The organism is Stenotrophomonas sp. SORGH_AS_0282 (genome assembly GCF_030818125.1).
Classification (GTDB): Bacteria; Pseudomonadota; Gammaproteobacteria; order Xanthomonadales; family Xanthomonadaceae; genus Stenotrophomonas; species Stenotrophomonas rhizophila_A.
Map to the genome: position 1 here is coordinate 3,537,357 of NZ_JAUTAB010000001.1, position 14,066 is coordinate 3,551,422.

General features: G+C 67.0%; 12 protein-coding genes. 7 read left to right on the plus strand and 5 right to left on the minus strand.

Going from position 1 to position 14,066, the window contains the following annotated elements; all coding sequences use genetic code 11:
* Positions 1-37 precede the first annotated feature (37 nt).
* The 4 genes from motA to QE395_RS16035 all read left to right on the plus strand — a co-directional run bounded on the left by motA (position 38) and on the right by QE395_RS16035 (position 2,797).
* Positions 38-892: a flagellar motor stator protein MotA gene (gene motA / locus QE395_RS16020; protein WP_306989911.1), complete on the plus strand. Its 855-nt coding sequence runs from the start codon at positions 38-40 to the stop codon at positions 890-892.
* A 9-nt stretch (positions 893-901) separates the two neighbouring features.
* Positions 902-1,879 (plus strand): flagellar motor protein MotB, encoded by a 978-nt coding sequence (gene motB / locus QE395_RS16025; RefSeq protein ID WP_095364551.1) that lies wholly within the window; start codon positions 902-904, stop codon positions 1,877-1,879.
* 130 nt (positions 1,880-2,009) lie between these two features.
* Positions 2,010-2,507, plus strand: coding sequence for a hypothetical protein (locus tag QE395_RS16030; protein WP_306989912.1), 498 nt, complete (start codon positions 2,010-2,012; stop codon positions 2,505-2,507).
* Between the two features lie 14 nt (positions 2,508-2,521).
* Positions 2,522-2,797, plus strand: coding sequence for a DUF4031 domain-containing protein (locus tag QE395_RS16035; protein ID WP_068848955.1), 276 nt, complete (start codon positions 2,522-2,524; stop codon positions 2,795-2,797).
* A 37-nt stretch (positions 2,798-2,834) separates the two neighbouring features.
* On the opposite strand, the gene QE395_RS16040 is transcribed toward QE395_RS16035, so the two are convergent.
* Positions 2,835-3,377 carry a hypothetical protein gene (locus QE395_RS16040; protein WP_093533051.1) on the minus strand — a complete coding sequence of 181 codons (543 nt, stop codon included), beginning with the start codon at positions 3,375-3,377 and terminating at the stop codon, positions 2,835-2,837.
* A 101-nt stretch (positions 3,378-3,478) separates the two neighbouring features.
* Here QE395_RS16040 and QE395_RS16045 point away from each other — a divergent pair, with 101 nt between their 5' ends.
* Positions 3,479-3,727 (plus strand): DUF3297 family protein, encoded by a 249-nt coding sequence (locus QE395_RS16045; RefSeq protein WP_068854531.1) that lies wholly within the window; start codon positions 3,479-3,481, stop codon positions 3,725-3,727.
* 51 nt (positions 3,728-3,778) lie between these two features.
* On the opposite strand, the gene QE395_RS16050 is transcribed toward QE395_RS16045, so the two are convergent.
* The 3 genes from QE395_RS16050 to QE395_RS16060 form a co-directional block, all read right to left on the minus strand.
* Positions 3,779-5,422 carry a Na+/H+ antiporter gene (locus QE395_RS16050; RefSeq protein WP_068848952.1) on the minus strand — a complete coding sequence of 548 codons (1,644 nt, stop codon included), beginning with the start codon at positions 5,420-5,422 and terminating at the stop codon, positions 3,779-3,781.
* 67 nt (positions 5,423-5,489) lie between these two features.
* Entirely contained in the window at positions 5,490-6,284 is a 795-nt protein-coding gene (locus tag QE395_RS16055) for a class III extradiol ring-cleavage dioxygenase (protein WP_210132095.1), read from the minus strand.
* A 354-nt stretch (positions 6,285-6,638) separates the two neighbouring features.
* Positions 6,639-9,587: an EAL domain-containing protein gene (locus QE395_RS16060; RefSeq protein WP_306989913.1), complete on the minus strand. Its 2,949-nt coding sequence runs from the start codon at positions 9,585-9,587 to the stop codon at positions 6,639-6,641.
* 294 nt (positions 9,588-9,881) lie between these two features.
* Between QE395_RS16060 and QE395_RS16065 the strand changes: the two genes are divergently transcribed.
* The gene (locus tag QE395_RS16065) at positions 9,882-12,002 is read left to right on the plus strand and encodes a M13 family metallopeptidase (RefSeq protein WP_093533048.1); all 2,121 of its coding nucleotides are present in this window, start codon (positions 9,882-9,884) and stop codon (positions 12,000-12,002) included.
* Positions 12,003-12,211: 209 nt separating this feature from the next.
* Here the strand turns inward: QE395_RS16065 and QE395_RS16070 are convergent, their stop codons facing one another.
* Positions 12,212-13,126, minus strand: a complete 915-nt coding sequence (locus QE395_RS16070; RefSeq protein WP_306989914.1) for an oxygenase MpaB family protein — start codon at positions 13,124-13,126, stop codon at positions 12,212-12,214.
* 321 nt (positions 13,127-13,447) lie between these two features.
* Between QE395_RS16070 and QE395_RS16075 the strand changes: the two genes are divergently transcribed.
* Positions 13,448-14,062 carry a hypothetical protein gene (locus tag QE395_RS16075; RefSeq protein WP_068854530.1) on the plus strand — a complete coding sequence of 205 codons (615 nt, stop codon included), beginning with the start codon at positions 13,448-13,450 and terminating at the stop codon, positions 14,060-14,062.
* The last annotated feature ends 4 nt before the right edge of the window (positions 14,063-14,066 follow it).

Consider the following 14,066-nt stretch of genomic DNA (forward strand, 5'->3'; position numbering starts at 1 on the left):
GCCGACATGGTGATATCCCCACCGCCGCGCCCGCCCCATGCTCATCATTGTTGGCTTCCTCATCGTCATCCTCAGCGTGCTCGGCGGCTATGTCGGCGCGCACGGCAAGCTCGGCGCGCTGTGGCAGCCCTATGAGCTGGTCATCATCGGTGGCGCGGCGCTGGGCGCGTTCCTGGTCGGCACCCCGCTCAAGACCGTCAAGCAGACCCTGCAGGCCACGGTGGGCGTGTTCAAGGGCCCGCGCTACAAGCAGCAGGACTACATCGATGTCCTGAGCCTGCTCTACGAACTGCTCAACAAGGCCCGCCGCGAAGGCTTCATGGCGCTGGAAGACCATGTCGAGCGCCCGGCCGAAAGCGCCATCTTCGCCAACTATCCCAAGGTGCAGGCCGACCACCACCTGGTCGACTTCATGACCGACTGCCTGCGCCTGATGATCGGCAGCAACATCGAACCGCACGAGCTGGAACCGCTGCTGGAAATGGAACTGGAAAAGCACCACGCCGAAGCCATGCAGCCCTCGGCCGTGCTCAACAAGGTCTCCGACGGCCTGCCCGGCTTCGGCATCGTGGCGGCGGTGCTGGGCATCGTGATCACCATGGGCTCGATCGGTGGCGAAATCACCGAAGTGGGCGCGCACGTGGCCGGCGCGCTGGTGGGTACCTTCCTGGGCATCCTGCTGGCCTACGGCTTCGTCAGCCCGCTGGCGGCGGCCGTGGAAGCACGCGCCGAGCAGGACAGCCGCATCTATGAGTCGGTCAAGACCGCCCTGCTGGCCTGCCTGCGCGGCTACAACCCGAAGATCGCGCTGGAATTCGCGCGCAAGACCCTGCCGTCCAACGTGCGTCCGGGCTTCAGCGAATTCGAACAGCACCTCAAGACGGTCAAGTAAGGCACCGCCATGGCCGAGAACAAACCCACCGTCATCGTCCGCAGGGTCAAGAAGGGCGGCCACGCCGCGCACCATGGCGGCGCCTGGAAGGTGGCCTACGCCGACTTCGTCACGGCCATGATGGCGTTCTTCCTGGTGCTGTGGCTGATGGCGGCCACCACCAAGCCCGAACGCGCGTCCATTTCCGAATACTTCCGCAACCCCAGCCCGCTCACCGGGCAGAGCCCCACGCCCGCCCCGGGCATGGCCGGCCCGGGCGGCGCCAGTACCTCGATGATCAAGCTGGGCGGCGCCACCGATGTGTCACGCGGCAACAGCAACGACCCCTTCCAGAACCACCAGGCCGAGCGCCCGGTGCCGCAGGAAGACGAGCGCGAGCGTGAGAAGAAGCAGCTGGAAGTGCTCAAGCAGGAACTGGAAGAAGCGATCAGCAAGAGCCAGGCGCTGGAGCCGTTCAAGGACCAGCTGCTGCTGGACCTGACCCCGGAGGGCCTGCGCATCCAGATCGTGGACAAGCAGAACCGGCCGATGTTCGACATGGGCAGTGCCGCGCTGAAGACCTACACGCGCGACATCCTTCGCGAGCTCTCGCAGTTCATCAACCACGTGCCGAACCGGATCAGCATCACCGGCCATACCGACATCACCGCGTACAACGCCGCCCACGGCTACAGCAACTGGGAGCTCAGCGCCGACCGCGCCAACGCCGCCCGGCGTGCGCTGCTCGATGGCGGCATGGCCGACGACAAGGTCACCCGCGTGGTCGGCCTGTCCTCCTCGGTGCTGTTCGACAAGACCCAGCCGGACAACCCGATCAACCGCCGCATCAGCATCGTGGTGATGACCAAGGCCGCCGAAGCCGCCGCGCTGGCCGGTTCGGGCCAGGAAGTGGCGCTGTCGCCGACCGTCCAGGACGCTGACATCCAGGCGGCCCAGGGCGCGCCGGCACCGGCCCCGGCCGCTGCCCCCGTCTCCGCTTCGCCCTGAGCCCTTCGGGCGTAACGACCAACGGTCGTTACCTACCGGGGGTTGTGCATGGCCGTGAGCCGCTCGTCCCAGCATCCCCGCGCAACCCCCACTACAATGGCGGTCTTTCCCGTACCGATAGACCGATTCCATGTCCAAGCAGTCCAAGGCCAAGCGCGACAAGCGCAAGAAGCTCCAGCCCAAGCGCCCGATCAACCGCCTCAACGCCCAGCAGCCGGTCCAGAACCATGCCGTGCTGACCAACGAAGAAGGCCAGGTGGTCGCTGCGATCGGCCTGCAGGGCACCGAATGGCTGCTGGCCATTGGCGGCCAGACCATGGGCAACGCCGACAACCCGGTGCCGATGCTGGCCATGCTCAAGCACCTCTCCAATGTCCAGGAGAAGGAAGGCCGCAAGGTCACCCTGGAATATTCGACCCAGCTGCAGCAGCTGATCGATGACCTGGCCGCCGATGAAGGCAAGACCGCCGACGAGTACCTGAGCCAGCTGGTCTCCGAGTTCGAAGGCGTGGAAGGCGAAGAAGGCGACGACGCTGAGAGCGCTGCCGAAGACGCCCCGGCCGCCGAACCGGCTGCCGAAGACGCCGAAGCCACCCCGGCCGCCAGCGACGACAAGCCGCAGGCCTGAGCCACGGCCACCCGGTGACGGTCTATATCGACGATGCGGTACACCCCTGGCGCGGCGAGCGCTGGGCGCATCTGATGGCCGACACCCTGCCCGAGCTGCACGCCATGGCGGCGCAGCTCGGGATTCCCCGGCGGGCCTTCCAGAACCGCCGCAGCGGCGCCCATTACGACGTCCCCGCGCCCCTGCGCCTGCAGGCCATCGCGCTGGGTGCGACCGCCATTTCCCGGCACACCGACCGGGCGCTGGTCAAAGCCGTCATCGCCAACGCCAGATCGCAATACACGGCCTGATCCGCCGGTAGCCCCCGACCGTGGGTCGGGTGACCTGTCAGAACGGATCCGAGCCCGGCCGCACTTCCACCCCCAGCAGCGAACACAGCGCCAGCATGGCGTCATCATCGCGCTGCAGTGCCATCCAGCCGGCCAGGCCGCCGTTGCCGGTATCCACGCTCCACAGCGAGTAATTGTGCTCGCGCAGGCGGTCGTAGGCGGTGCCCATCAGCCGCGGCGCGTCGATGTGGGCGGCAAAATCCTCGTCATCCAGGTCGCCACCCCAGTCCAGCTGCAGGTTCCAGCGCGCGGACAGCTCGTTCACCGCCGACACCAGCGCATCGGTGTCTTCACGCTCCACCTCGAAGCCGGACTGCCAGGCAATGGCGGCCATCAGCGGCGGCAGCCAGTCGGCCTCCTCGTCGATCTCCTCACCGTTCTCCAGCAGCGCCTCGCGCCAGCGGTTGAACTGCTGCAGGCCCAGTTCCTCGTCGCCCGGGTTGATCAGCACGAACAGGTTCCAGATCCGGGCCTCGAAATCGTCTTCGTCGAAATCGCGTTCGTCTTCTTCGAAGTCGAAATAGTCGCTGTTGTCGGGCATGGCCGGTATTCCTGGAGACAGGCAGGCATTCTGCCACGGCCACCCTACGGTTATCCTGTGCGCCTGAAGATGGCCGTGGTGGCTGTCAGCATCCAATGACCATGAGCGATACCCCTCCCGATCACCTGGCGATCAACCCCACCAGCCCCTTCCACGATGCCGCAGCGCTGGAGCGCGGCGTGGGCATCCGCTTCAACGATGTCGAGCGCGACAACGTCGAGGAATACTCGGTCAGCGAAGGCTGGATCCGGGTGCAGGCCGGCAAGGCCCGCGACCGCCGTGGCAACCCGATGACCATCAAGGTCAAGGGCACCGTGGTGGCGTATTACCTGGATCAGAAGCCGGAATAATCGGTCAACCGGCCCACGGTCGGTTGCTGCCCGGGATTGACGGCTGCGCCGTCAATCCTTTTGCCGGGTTTCCAGCAGGTCCAGGTTGCGGATCAGCTTGCGCGAGATCTCGTCGGAAATCCGCCCGCGCCGGGTCAACCGGAACAGTTCTTCGCGTTCGGCGGTCAACCCGGCACTGCGCAGCTGCCGGTAGCCCTGCTCCATGCGCCGCACCTTTTCCGGGTCCGCATCCGGGCCCTGGTCTTTTTCCAGGTTGCGCTGGTACAGCAGGCTCACCCGTGAGGCCGCATCGTTGTACAGCTGCACGTTGTCGGTGGTCTGGTTCTGCACCAGTTGCTGGCGCATGCGCTCCACCCCGGCCAGCGCCGCCTTCGAGGCCAGCCGCCGCGCCAGGTCTTCTTCCTTGCGCTCGCCCGAATCCGCCGGCAGTTCCAGCCCCTTGAGCAGGCGCGGCAGCGCCACGCTGGCACCGACCAGCGACACCAGGATCACCGCTGCGGCCAGGAAGATCACCAGGTCGCGCGCCGGGAAGGCGCTGCCATCGGGCAGGAACAGCGGCAGGGTCAACACACCGGCCAGCGTGATCGCACCGCGTACGCCGGCCACCGAGGTGGCCACCACGATCCGCCACGAGGTGCCTGGCCGCGCCTCACCGCGATGCTTCGCACGCAGCACGCTCCAGCGCAGCGACAGCCACACCCAGGCCAGGCGCAGCAGCACCAGGGCCAGGTTGATCACCACCACGTACACCAGCAGCCACCACGCACTCTGGTGCCCGCTTTCGCTCACCGTGGTCATGGCGCGGTCCACGATGCCCGGCAGCTGCTCGCCCAGCAGCACGAACATGATGCCGTTGAAGGAGAACTGCAGCATGTTCCACACCGCCATGCGCTGCACGCGCATGCTGCCCGACACGCGGCCGGTAAGCTCCACGTAGCTCATGGTGATACCGGCGGCCACCGCCGAGAGAATGCCCGAGGCGTTGGCCTCTTCGGCCAGCAGGTAGGCCGCGAACGGAATCAGCAGGTTGACCAGCAGCGCCGCGCCCGGCTCTTCGCCGAAGCGCCGCCACAGCCAGCGCTGGAAGGTGGACACGCCGAGCGTCACCGCCACGCCGATCGCCAGGCCGGCCACTGCCACCCACAGGAACGTCACCGAGGCCGTTGCCAGCGAGAAGGTACCGGTCATCACCGCGGCCACCGCGAAGCGGAAGCAGACCAGGCCGGAGGCATCGTTCAACAGCGATTCGCCCTCCAGGATGTGCATCAGCCGCTTGGGAATCGGCGCGCGCGACGCGATCGAACTGACCGCCACCGGGTCGGTCGGCGAAATGATCGCCGCCAATGCGAACGCCACCGCCAACGGCATCACCGGAATCATCCAGTGGATCAGCAGGCCCGCGCCGATCACGGTAAACACCACCAGCCCGAAGGCCAGCTCCAGGATCACGCCCTTGTCGCGGAACAGGCCCTGTTTGGGAATGCGCCAGCCGTCCAGGAACAGCAGCGGCGGCAGGAACAACAGGAAGAACATCTCCGGTTCCAGCGCGTGGCCACGGTTGAACACCCCCGCAATCACCGCACCCAGGCCGATCTGCACCAGCGGCAGCGGCAGCGACAACGGCAGTACGCGGACCAGGTAGCCGCTGGCGACCACCGCCACCAGCATCGCCAGGACGACTTCAATCGTATGCATGCATTTTCCAGAGAGCCTGGAAAAAAATTACCACACCCACCCCGAACCGCGTCCTACAACGGCGAACTCAGGCCGCCTGCCCGTCGAAGCGGTAGATGTCCATCGCCAGCATGCCCGCATCGATGCCGGCATCGATGCGCTGCGCGCCCAGCACCTCACTGCCGGCGGCACCAAGCGCGAAATGCAGCGGTTGGAAGTGCTCGTCGGTGGGGTGCGCGCGTTCGGCATACGGCGCCTGCCGGCGGTAATCGAGCAGCGCGGCGCTGTCGTTGGCCTGCAGGCGCTGCTCCACCCATTCGATGAAGGGGCGCACATAGGGCGCTTCGCCGCCGCGCTGGTAGTCGCGGAAGTCGTGCAGGTTGTGGGTGATGCTGCCCGAACCGACCAGCAGCACGCCCTGTTCGCGCAGTGGCGCCAGCGCGCGGCCCAGCGCGAACTGGTGGGCCGGGCCCTGCAGCGGCTGCAGCGCCAGCGGCACCACCGGAATGTCAGCCTGCGGGTAGAGCAGGCGCAGCGGCACCCACGCGCCGTGGTCGAGGCCACGGGTCGGGTCCACGCCGGTGGGCAGCCCGGCGGCCACCAGCCGCTGCGCGACCTCCTCGGCCAAGGCCGGGTCGCCCGGCGCCGGGTACTGCAGGTCGAACAACGCCTGCGGGAAGCCACCGAAATCATGGATGGTCGGTGGCTGCGGGTGCGCGCCCACCACCGGCTGGCGGGTCAGCCAGTGCGCCGAGGCCATCACGATCGCGCGCGGGCGCGGCAGCTGCGCGGCCAGCTCGGCCAGGCGCACCCCGACCAGCCCCGGCTGCAACGCGGTCATCGGCGAACCGTGGGAGATGTACAGCGAGGGCAGGCGGGTCATGGGGGCTCCAGCAGGCGAATGCACCGAGAACGATGCCGACCCAGCTTATTGCCTTCACCGGTGATGATAAACGCCAAAACCAGTGCGCATTGTTCCACTGGCGGCGCACCATGGGTGACATCTACTGGATGCCATCTACTGGGTGCCATCTACTGGGTGCCATCTACTGGGTGACATCTACTGGGTGACATCTACTGGGTGACATCTACTGGGTGGCATCTACTGGGTGGCATCTACTGGTAGCGCCGACTGTTAGTCGGCTGCTCTTCGCCACAGCACATGGCTGCCCGTAACCCCGCGCCTGGTGATGCAGCCGACTAACAGTCGGCGCTACCGTTCGGCCCGGCCGCCGTTTTACGCGGCGGCGGTTTCCAGCCGTCCTATCACTTCGGCCAGCGGTGCCGGGCGGCCCAGCAGGAAGCCCTGCACCTGGTCGCAGCCGTGCGCGGCCAGCCATTCGTGCTGGCCCGGGGTTTCCACGCCTTCGGCGATCACCGTCAGGCCCATGCTGTGGCCCAGCGACAACAGCGCGCGGCAGATCGAGGCGTTGCGCGGGTTGGTTTCCACATCGGCCACGAAGCTGCGGTCGATCTTCAGGATGTCCAGCGGCAGGTGCTGCAGGTAGGACATGTTCGAATAACCGGTGCCAAAGTCGTCCAGCGAAATATGGATGCCCTGCTCGTGCATGCGCTGCATGGTCTGCTTGGCCTGGCCCGGCTTGCGCATCAGGCTGCTCTCGGTCAGCTCCACGTGCAGGGCCCCGCGCGCCAGCCCGAACTCCTGGCTGGCGCGGCTGAACTCGGCCACCAGGTCGCTGTTGAAGAACTGCACCGCCGAGACGTTCACCGCAATCGGCAGGTCCCAGCCGGCATCCACCAGCTGGCGCTGCGCACGCGCTGCTTCACGGATCACCCAGCGGCCCAGCGCCAGGATCAACCCGGTGTCTTCGCACAGCTGGATGAACTCGCCCGGCGGAATGAAGCTGCCATCGGCCTGCGGCCAGCGCAGCAGCGCCTCCAGCGCCGCCGGGCTGCCATCGCTGGCGTGGCAGATCGGCTGGAAGTACAGCGCGAATTCGGCATCGATCGCGCTGTGGATGCGCCCGGCCAGGCGCAGCCGGTCAGCCAGCCGCGAACTCACTGCGCTGTCGAACCAGGCAATCACGCTGCCTTCGTCGCGCGCGGCATGTGCGGCCTGCGCGGCCATGCCGATCACCTGTTCGGCGCTGACCACATCGCCGTCGAACTTCACCGCCACGCCAATGCGCGGCTCGAACTGGTGCAGCCAGTCCTGTCCGCGCACGGGTTCGGAGACAGTCTGCACCAGCGTATCCAGCGCGGTCTGGCGCTCGTGGTCGTCGCGGATGGCGAAGATGAAATCCTCGGCCGGCTGGAACGCCAGCAACCCATAGCGCACGCCCAGCCCACCCAGGCGCTTGGCCATGGCCTGCAGCACCACGTCGCCCACTTCGCGGCCCAGCGTATCGGCCACCAGCTGCAGGCCACGGAACTGCACGTAGGCGATGGTGTAGCTGCCGCCTTCCTCATCCAGCTGCGCGGCCAGCGCGCGCGTGTTGAGCAGCCCGGTGGCCGGGTTGTGGGTGGCGTGGTAGGCCAGGTCACGCTCATAGGCCATGCGGTCGCTGATGTCCTCGGCCAGCACCAGGCAGGCCTCGCGCCCGTCGAAGTCCAACCGCGCCAGGTGCGCGCGCACTTCGAATACGGTGCCGTCCTTGCGCCGGTGCAGGCGCACCTTGGCATCCTGCAGGTCGCCGCTGGTGGCGTTGGCAATCGCGCCGCGGATTTCCTCCCAGCCTTCGCGTGGGCGGATGTCCAGGATGCTCATCGCCAGGAATTCGTCGCGGCTGTAGCCGTACTGGCGCACCGCCGCTTCGTTCACTTCCAGGAACCGCAGCGTGTCCGGATCGAACACCCAGAACGGTGCCGGGTTGCGGTCGAACAGCAGGCGGAACTGGCGCTCGGCCTGCTGCGCGCGTGCCAGCGCCTGGACCCGCTCGCTCACGTCGGTGAGCGCGCCGATCATGCGCCGCTCGCGGTCGCTGCCACCCACCTGCTGGCCACGCGCCGATACCCAGTGCGTGGCACCACCGGGCAGCACGATGCGGAACATCTCATCCAGCACGCCATTGCCGGCAAACGCATCGTCGAACGCCGCCTGCAACCGCTGTGCATCCTCGTGGTGCACCCGGTTGAAGAAATCGGCCACCGGCAGGGAATCGAGCGGGATGCCGAATATTTCCCGCGCCAGTGGCGACCAGCGCAGCACCGAGGCGTCCTCGTCCACCGTCCAGGTGCAGATCTTGCCGACCTGGTGGGCCATGCGCAGCTCGGCATGGCCGGTGCGCAGCTCCTCGCTCATCGCATCCTGGCGGCGGGTGGCACGGCGCAGGCTGGTGTAGACCAGCGCGAATGCTCCCCAGTACAGCAGGTACAGGCCGATCGAGGCCTGCACGTAGGGCCACCACGGCGCCAGCACATCCTGCCGGCCCAGCCCGGCGTACACCGCCAACGGGTACTCGGCCAGCGTGGTGAGGGTGGTGATGCGCTCGACCTTGTCGATGGGACTGTGTTCGACGCCCAGCGGCAGCACCGTATCGCTGCCCAGCAGGTCACGCCGCTGCAGTTTGAACTGCTGTCCGGTCAAGCCGTCGTTGTCGGGGCTGCGCGCCAGCAGGTGGCCGGTGACATCACTGATGGAGAGCACGCCGTGGAGGCCGATATCCAGCCCGCTGATGATCGACTGCAGCTCGCTGGTATGCAGCCGGCTGAGCAGCCACCGGTCCTCGCCCATGCGCAGCGCCAACGGCAGCACCCAGCGGCGCATGCCCAGGTCCTGCGGCGGGCCCAGATACAGCTGGCTGTCCTGGCCACGATGCGCCTCCACCGCCCACAGCGGCAGGGTCAGGTCACCGCCGCCGCTGGTCAGGGCACGGCCGAACTGGTCCACCACCACGATGCTTTCCAGCTCCGCATGCCGCTGCAGCACCCCATCGATCGCATCGTCCAGCAGGTCCGGTGCCTGCGCCGGCACGTGCTCGAACAGCTGCGCGCCGTCGGCGGCGATGCCGCGCATGGCGCGTTCCAGGTTGCGCAGTTCCAGTCGCAGCAGGCGCTGCGAACCAGTGGCCAGCGCCGTGCTCTGCCGTTGGGCGGCCTCCAGCCGGCGCTGGTAATCATTGGCCAGCATCACCACCAGGCCCGCACCGAGCAGCAGGCCCAGGCCGATCCCCAGCCACACGATGGTGCGCAGCGGCCGCGCCATAGGCTGGCTCAGCGCGGGCATCGCGTACCTCTACCTCGGTGACGGCCTGACTTCATGTAAACGCTTCCTGGTTTCCCCAAACCTGAGCGGCCGACGTCGCAATTTCTTGACGTCTCTCTTGCCCGTTCCCAACGGGCAAGGCCTTGGCCCAGCGCCTTGCCCCCAGCATGCACCAGCCCGCCCGGCTCGGGAAGGGGTGCGACAGCCGTCACACCTTGACGCAGCCCAATGCGGCCACAACTCCCGCCAGATCCCGCCGGTTCGCGGGCCGGGCGGCGGATTAGACTTGGGGTTTCCCCGTTGCCTGAGAAGTCCATGTCCAAGCTGCGCCGCCCCACCCTGATGCTTGCCATTGCCGCCAGCCTGTCGCTGGGCCTGGCCGCCTGCGACCGCGATGCGGCCGCGCCGACCGCCGCCCCGCCGGCCGATACCGCCGCCCCGCCCGCCGCGCCCAAGCCGCAGCTGGGCAGCTTCGGCTTCGATGCCGCCGGCATGGACCGCAGCGTCGCCGCCGGCGATGACTTCTTCGGCTTCGCCAACGGCAGCTGGGTGAAGAACACCGAAATTCCGGCCGACCGCTCCAGCTACGGCAGCTTCAACGTCATTTCCGAGAAGACCCTGGCCGACACCCGCGCCATCCTCGAAGGCGCCGCCGCTGATACCAAGGCCAGCGGCGAAACCAAGCTGATCGGCGATTACTACGCCGCCTTCATGGACGAGGCCGGAATCGAATCGCGCGGCATGGGCGTGATCAAGCCCGAGCTGGATGCCATCGGCGGCATCGGCGACAAGGCCGCGCTGGCCACCGCCCTGGGCGGCACCCTGCGCGCCGACGTGGACCTGCTCAACGCCACCAACTTCTACACCGACCGCCTGTTCGGCACCTGGGTGTCGGTGGACCTGCTGCAGCCGGACCGCAATGCGCCCTACCTGGTGCAGGGTGGCCTGGGCCTGCCTGACCGCGACTTCTACCTGCAGGGCGGCCGCATGGCCGAGATCCGCAAGCAGTACCAAGCCTATATCGCCCAGGTGCTGCAGCTGGCCGGCGTGGCCGACCCGGCCGCCAAGGCGCAGCGCATCCTGGCGCTGGAAACCCGCATCGCGCAGGCGCACGCCACCCAGGAAGAAACCAACGACGTGGCCAAGGGTGCCAACGCGTGGAAGCAGGCCGACCTGAGCGCGAAAGCGCCGGGCATGGACTGGGCCGCGTTCCTGGCCGCCGCCGGCCTGGACAAGCAGGACGACTTCATCGTGTGGCAGCCCAAGGCCGTGGCCGGCATCTCGCGCCTGGTCGCCACCGAACCGCTGGATGTGTGGAAGGACTACCTGACCTTCCACGCCCTGGACCGCGCCGCGCCGTACCTGCCCAAGGCACTGGCCGATGCGCGCTTCGCCTTCCACGGCACCACCCTCAACGGCACCCCGCAGCAGAGCGAGCGCTGGAAGCGTGCGGTGGATGAGAGCAACAACGCCGTGGGCGAAGCGATCGGCAAGCTGTATGTCGAAAAGCACTTCGACCCGGCCACCAAGGCGCGCGCCGATGAAATGGCAAAGAACATCATCGCCGCCTTCGCCAAGCGCATCGACGCGCTGGAATGGATGTCGCCGGAAACCAAGGCGCACGCCAAGGCCAAGGTCGAAGGCCTCACCGTGGGCATGGGCTACCCGGACAAGTGGCGCGATTACACCGGCCTTGAAGTGAAGCGCGACGATGCGCTGGGCAACGCCGAGCGCGCCAGCCAGTTCGAGTACCGCCGCAACCTGGCCAAGCTGGGCCAGCCGGTGGACCACAGCGAATGGGCGATGCTGCCGCAGACCATCAACGCCATGAACGTGCCGCTGGAAAACCGCCTGGTGTTCCCGGCCGCGATCCTGCAGCCGCCGTTCTTCGACGGTGCCGCCGATGATGCGGTGAACTACGGCGCGATCGGCGCGGTGATCGGCCATGAGATCAGCCATGGCTTCGACAACGCCGGTGCGCTGTTCGATGAAACCGGCAAGCTGCACAACTGGTGGACGGCCGAGGACCTGAAGAAGTTCAATGCCGCCGGCGATGCGCTGGCTGCGCAGTTCAGCAGCTACCAGCCGTTCCCGGGCGTGTCGGTCAACGGCCGCCTCACCTTGGGCGAGAACATCGCCGACGTGGCCGGCCTGGCCACGGCCTACGACGCCTACCAGCTGTCGCTGCAGGGCAAGCCGGGCCAGACCCTGGAAGGCTTCACCCCGGACCAGCGCTTCTTCCTGGGCTTCGCCCAGGCGTGGCGCAGCAAGGCCCGCGAACAGGCCCTGCGCAATTCGCTGCTGACCAACGTGCACGCCCCCGGCCAGTTCCGCGCGCTCACCGTGCGCAACCTGGACGCGTGGTACCCCGCCTTCGAGGTGAAGGACGGCCAGAAGCTGTACTTGGCCCCCGAAAAGCGGGTCAAGGTGTGGTGACAGGAACGGGCGCTTCGGCGCCCGTTTTTTTTGGGGGGCATGTGCCCGCTGGTAGCGTCGGTTCCCAAACGACTGCCGATGGCGATGATCGGCACGGGGACGCATGACGTTGAACGGAGAGACGCCTTCGTTTCAGGTCATGCGTAAATGAAATCGCACACGTTATCGGCAGTCGTTTGGGAACCGACCCTGCCGATCCGTCATCCGGTTCACCAATGGGCGAGCGTGCTTGTTGGCACGCCTACACGCGCGCAGGCGCGCGCCGCTACGCCGTCCTGCAGCGCGCGGCGGAACAAGGGCGACATGCCCTGCAGCAACCGCGCGGAAGCCCGTGCCTGGGTGCGCTGCAACGGCGTTCGTTCGAGCATCGTCGTGGCCCACTCTGGAAGCAGCGCAGCACCGGCGCCGAGGAACAGTTCGCGCGAAAGCCCCGCCATCGGTACCGGCAGCCGGATGCTGGACAACACCGCCAGCACTTCACGTGAGCGCGCATCGAACCGCAGCAGCGTCTGCTGCCGCGCGAAATACGCTTCCACCTGCGCTTCCGAAGCCGGCACATCGGTGGCACCCAACGCTTCGGCCACGCGCCGGTACTCGTCGTAGTACCGGTCGGCGATGGGCTCCGGCACCTCGCGGCAGTAACGCCGGTAGCCCTGCAGGAAGCCGTATGCCTCGGTGACATGCACCCAGGTCAGCAACGCCGGATCATCGGCCGAATACGCCTGCCCATCCTGCGTCTGCCCGCGCACGTGTGCGTGGATGCGCTTCACCTTCCCGACCAGCGCCTCCACTTCGCCCGACGCCGCGTAGCTGGTACATGCCACGAACGCCGTGGTGCGGCGCAGCCGCCCCACCAGGTCATCGCGGAAGTTGGAATGGTCATACACCCCGGCCAGCGCGAGCGGGTGCAGGGTCTGCAGCATCAGCGCGCACAGCCCACCTGCCAGCATCCCGGGAAACTCGGCATGCACCCGCCAGGTCACGCTGTCCGGGCCGAACCAACCCGGGTCGCCCAGCGGGTGGTCGTAATCGATGCCGCTCTGCCCGCGCGGGAACGCACCCAGCACCCAGCGCCGGATCGGTACGGTGGCGGGGCGGGTGAGGCGGTGCAGCAGTGACGACATCGGGGTGCTTCCATGGGTGAAGAGGCCGGCGATCCTGCGCGGTTGCGTCAATTCTGCGTGATCCACGTCGCCCCGACCACGTCCGGCACGGCACCGGCCTACACATTGTGCGGTCGCAGCAGAAAACGGCGGGAATTTTTCGCTTCACCAGCAGTTTTACATGATGCACCGCGCAAAAATTTCGGCGCCCTGCGCATTCAGTTAAGTCCCCTGCGGCGTTTTGTCGCACTGCCCATTGCCAAGCGAAATGAAAGTGCTAGAACTGAACCCGCCTCACCGTCCGTCCAAATGCGCCGCTGCACGTTCCCGAAGGAGCCCGTGATGATCGCTTTGTTCAAAGGTTTAGGTTTACTGCTCCAGGACAACGAGCTCTACGGCAGCCCGTTCGAAAAGCAGGTCGCGCATTGGCGCAACAAGAGTGAGCAGCAGATCCGCGAAGAAGTGGCCACCCTGGCCAAGGCCAAGGGCCAGTGGCTGATGGCGTCCATCGTTGGGTGGCAGGCGGCCTCGCTGCTGATCCTCGGGCTGATCGCCAACTACCTGTGGAAGGACGACTTCCATATCACCTTCACCCGGGTGGTGATCGTGTTCGGCTCGTGGGTCTCGATCCTGTTCGTGATCTGGTTCATGGCCAACATGTTCGACCACACCGCCGGCTTCGAGCGCTGGATGAAGGCGTTCAACAGCCGGGCGCGGATCACCTCCGATGCCGATACCGTGGAATGCGTGGCCGAAGCGCTGGACATGGCCCAGCTCTACCCGGAAGTACTCGATTACAAGCAGGCGGTCACTGCCAGGCGTGAGCTGCGCCACGAAGACATCCGCATCATGCGTGAGATCGGGCGCATGAAGCAGCATTCGGAACTGGTCGGCCAGCTCAACCACGTCGGCGAACCCGACCCCGGCCAGAACCTGCACCTGCAACCGGCCTTCTGACCCC

Bases quoted from the DNA above. Each gene is read 5' to 3' on its own strand.
- motA (WP_306989911.1), top strand. From the start codon at position 38: ATGCTCATCATTGTTGGCTTCCTCATCGTCATCCTCAGCGTGCTCGGC.
- motB (WP_095364551.1), top strand. From the start codon at position 902: ATGGCCGAGAACAAACCCACCGTCATCGTCCGCAGGGTCAAGAAGGGC.
- QE395_RS16030 (WP_306989912.1), top strand. From the start codon at position 2,010: ATGTCCAAGCAGTCCAAGGCCAAGCGCGACAAGCGCAAGAAGCTCCAG.
- QE395_RS16040 (WP_093533051.1), bottom strand. From the start codon at position 3,377: ATGCCCGACAACAGCGACTATTTCGACTTCGAAGAAGACGAACGCGAT.
- QE395_RS16045 (WP_068854531.1), top strand. From the start codon at position 3,479: ATGAGCGATACCCCTCCCGATCACCTGGCGATCAACCCCACCAGCCCC.
- QE395_RS16050 (WP_068848952.1), bottom strand. From the start codon at position 5,422: ATGCATACGATTGAAGTCGTCCTGGCGATGCTGGTGGCGGTGGTCGCC.
- QE395_RS16055 (WP_210132095.1), bottom strand. From the start codon at position 6,284: ATGACCCGCCTGCCCTCGCTGTACATCTCCCACGGTTCGCCGATGACC.
- QE395_RS16060 (WP_306989913.1), bottom strand. From the start codon at position 9,587: ATGCCCGCGCTGAGCCAGCCTATGGCGCGGCCGCTGCGCACCATCGTG.
- QE395_RS16065 (WP_093533048.1), top strand. From the start codon at position 9,882: ATGTCCAAGCTGCGCCGCCCCACCCTGATGCTTGCCATTGCCGCCAGC.
- QE395_RS16070 (WP_306989914.1), bottom strand. From the start codon at position 13,126: ATGTCGTCACTGCTGCACCGCCTCACCCGCCCCGCCACCGTACCGATC.
- QE395_RS16075 (WP_068854530.1), top strand. From the start codon at position 13,448: ATGATCGCTTTGTTCAAAGGTTTAGGTTTACTGCTCCAGGACAACGAG.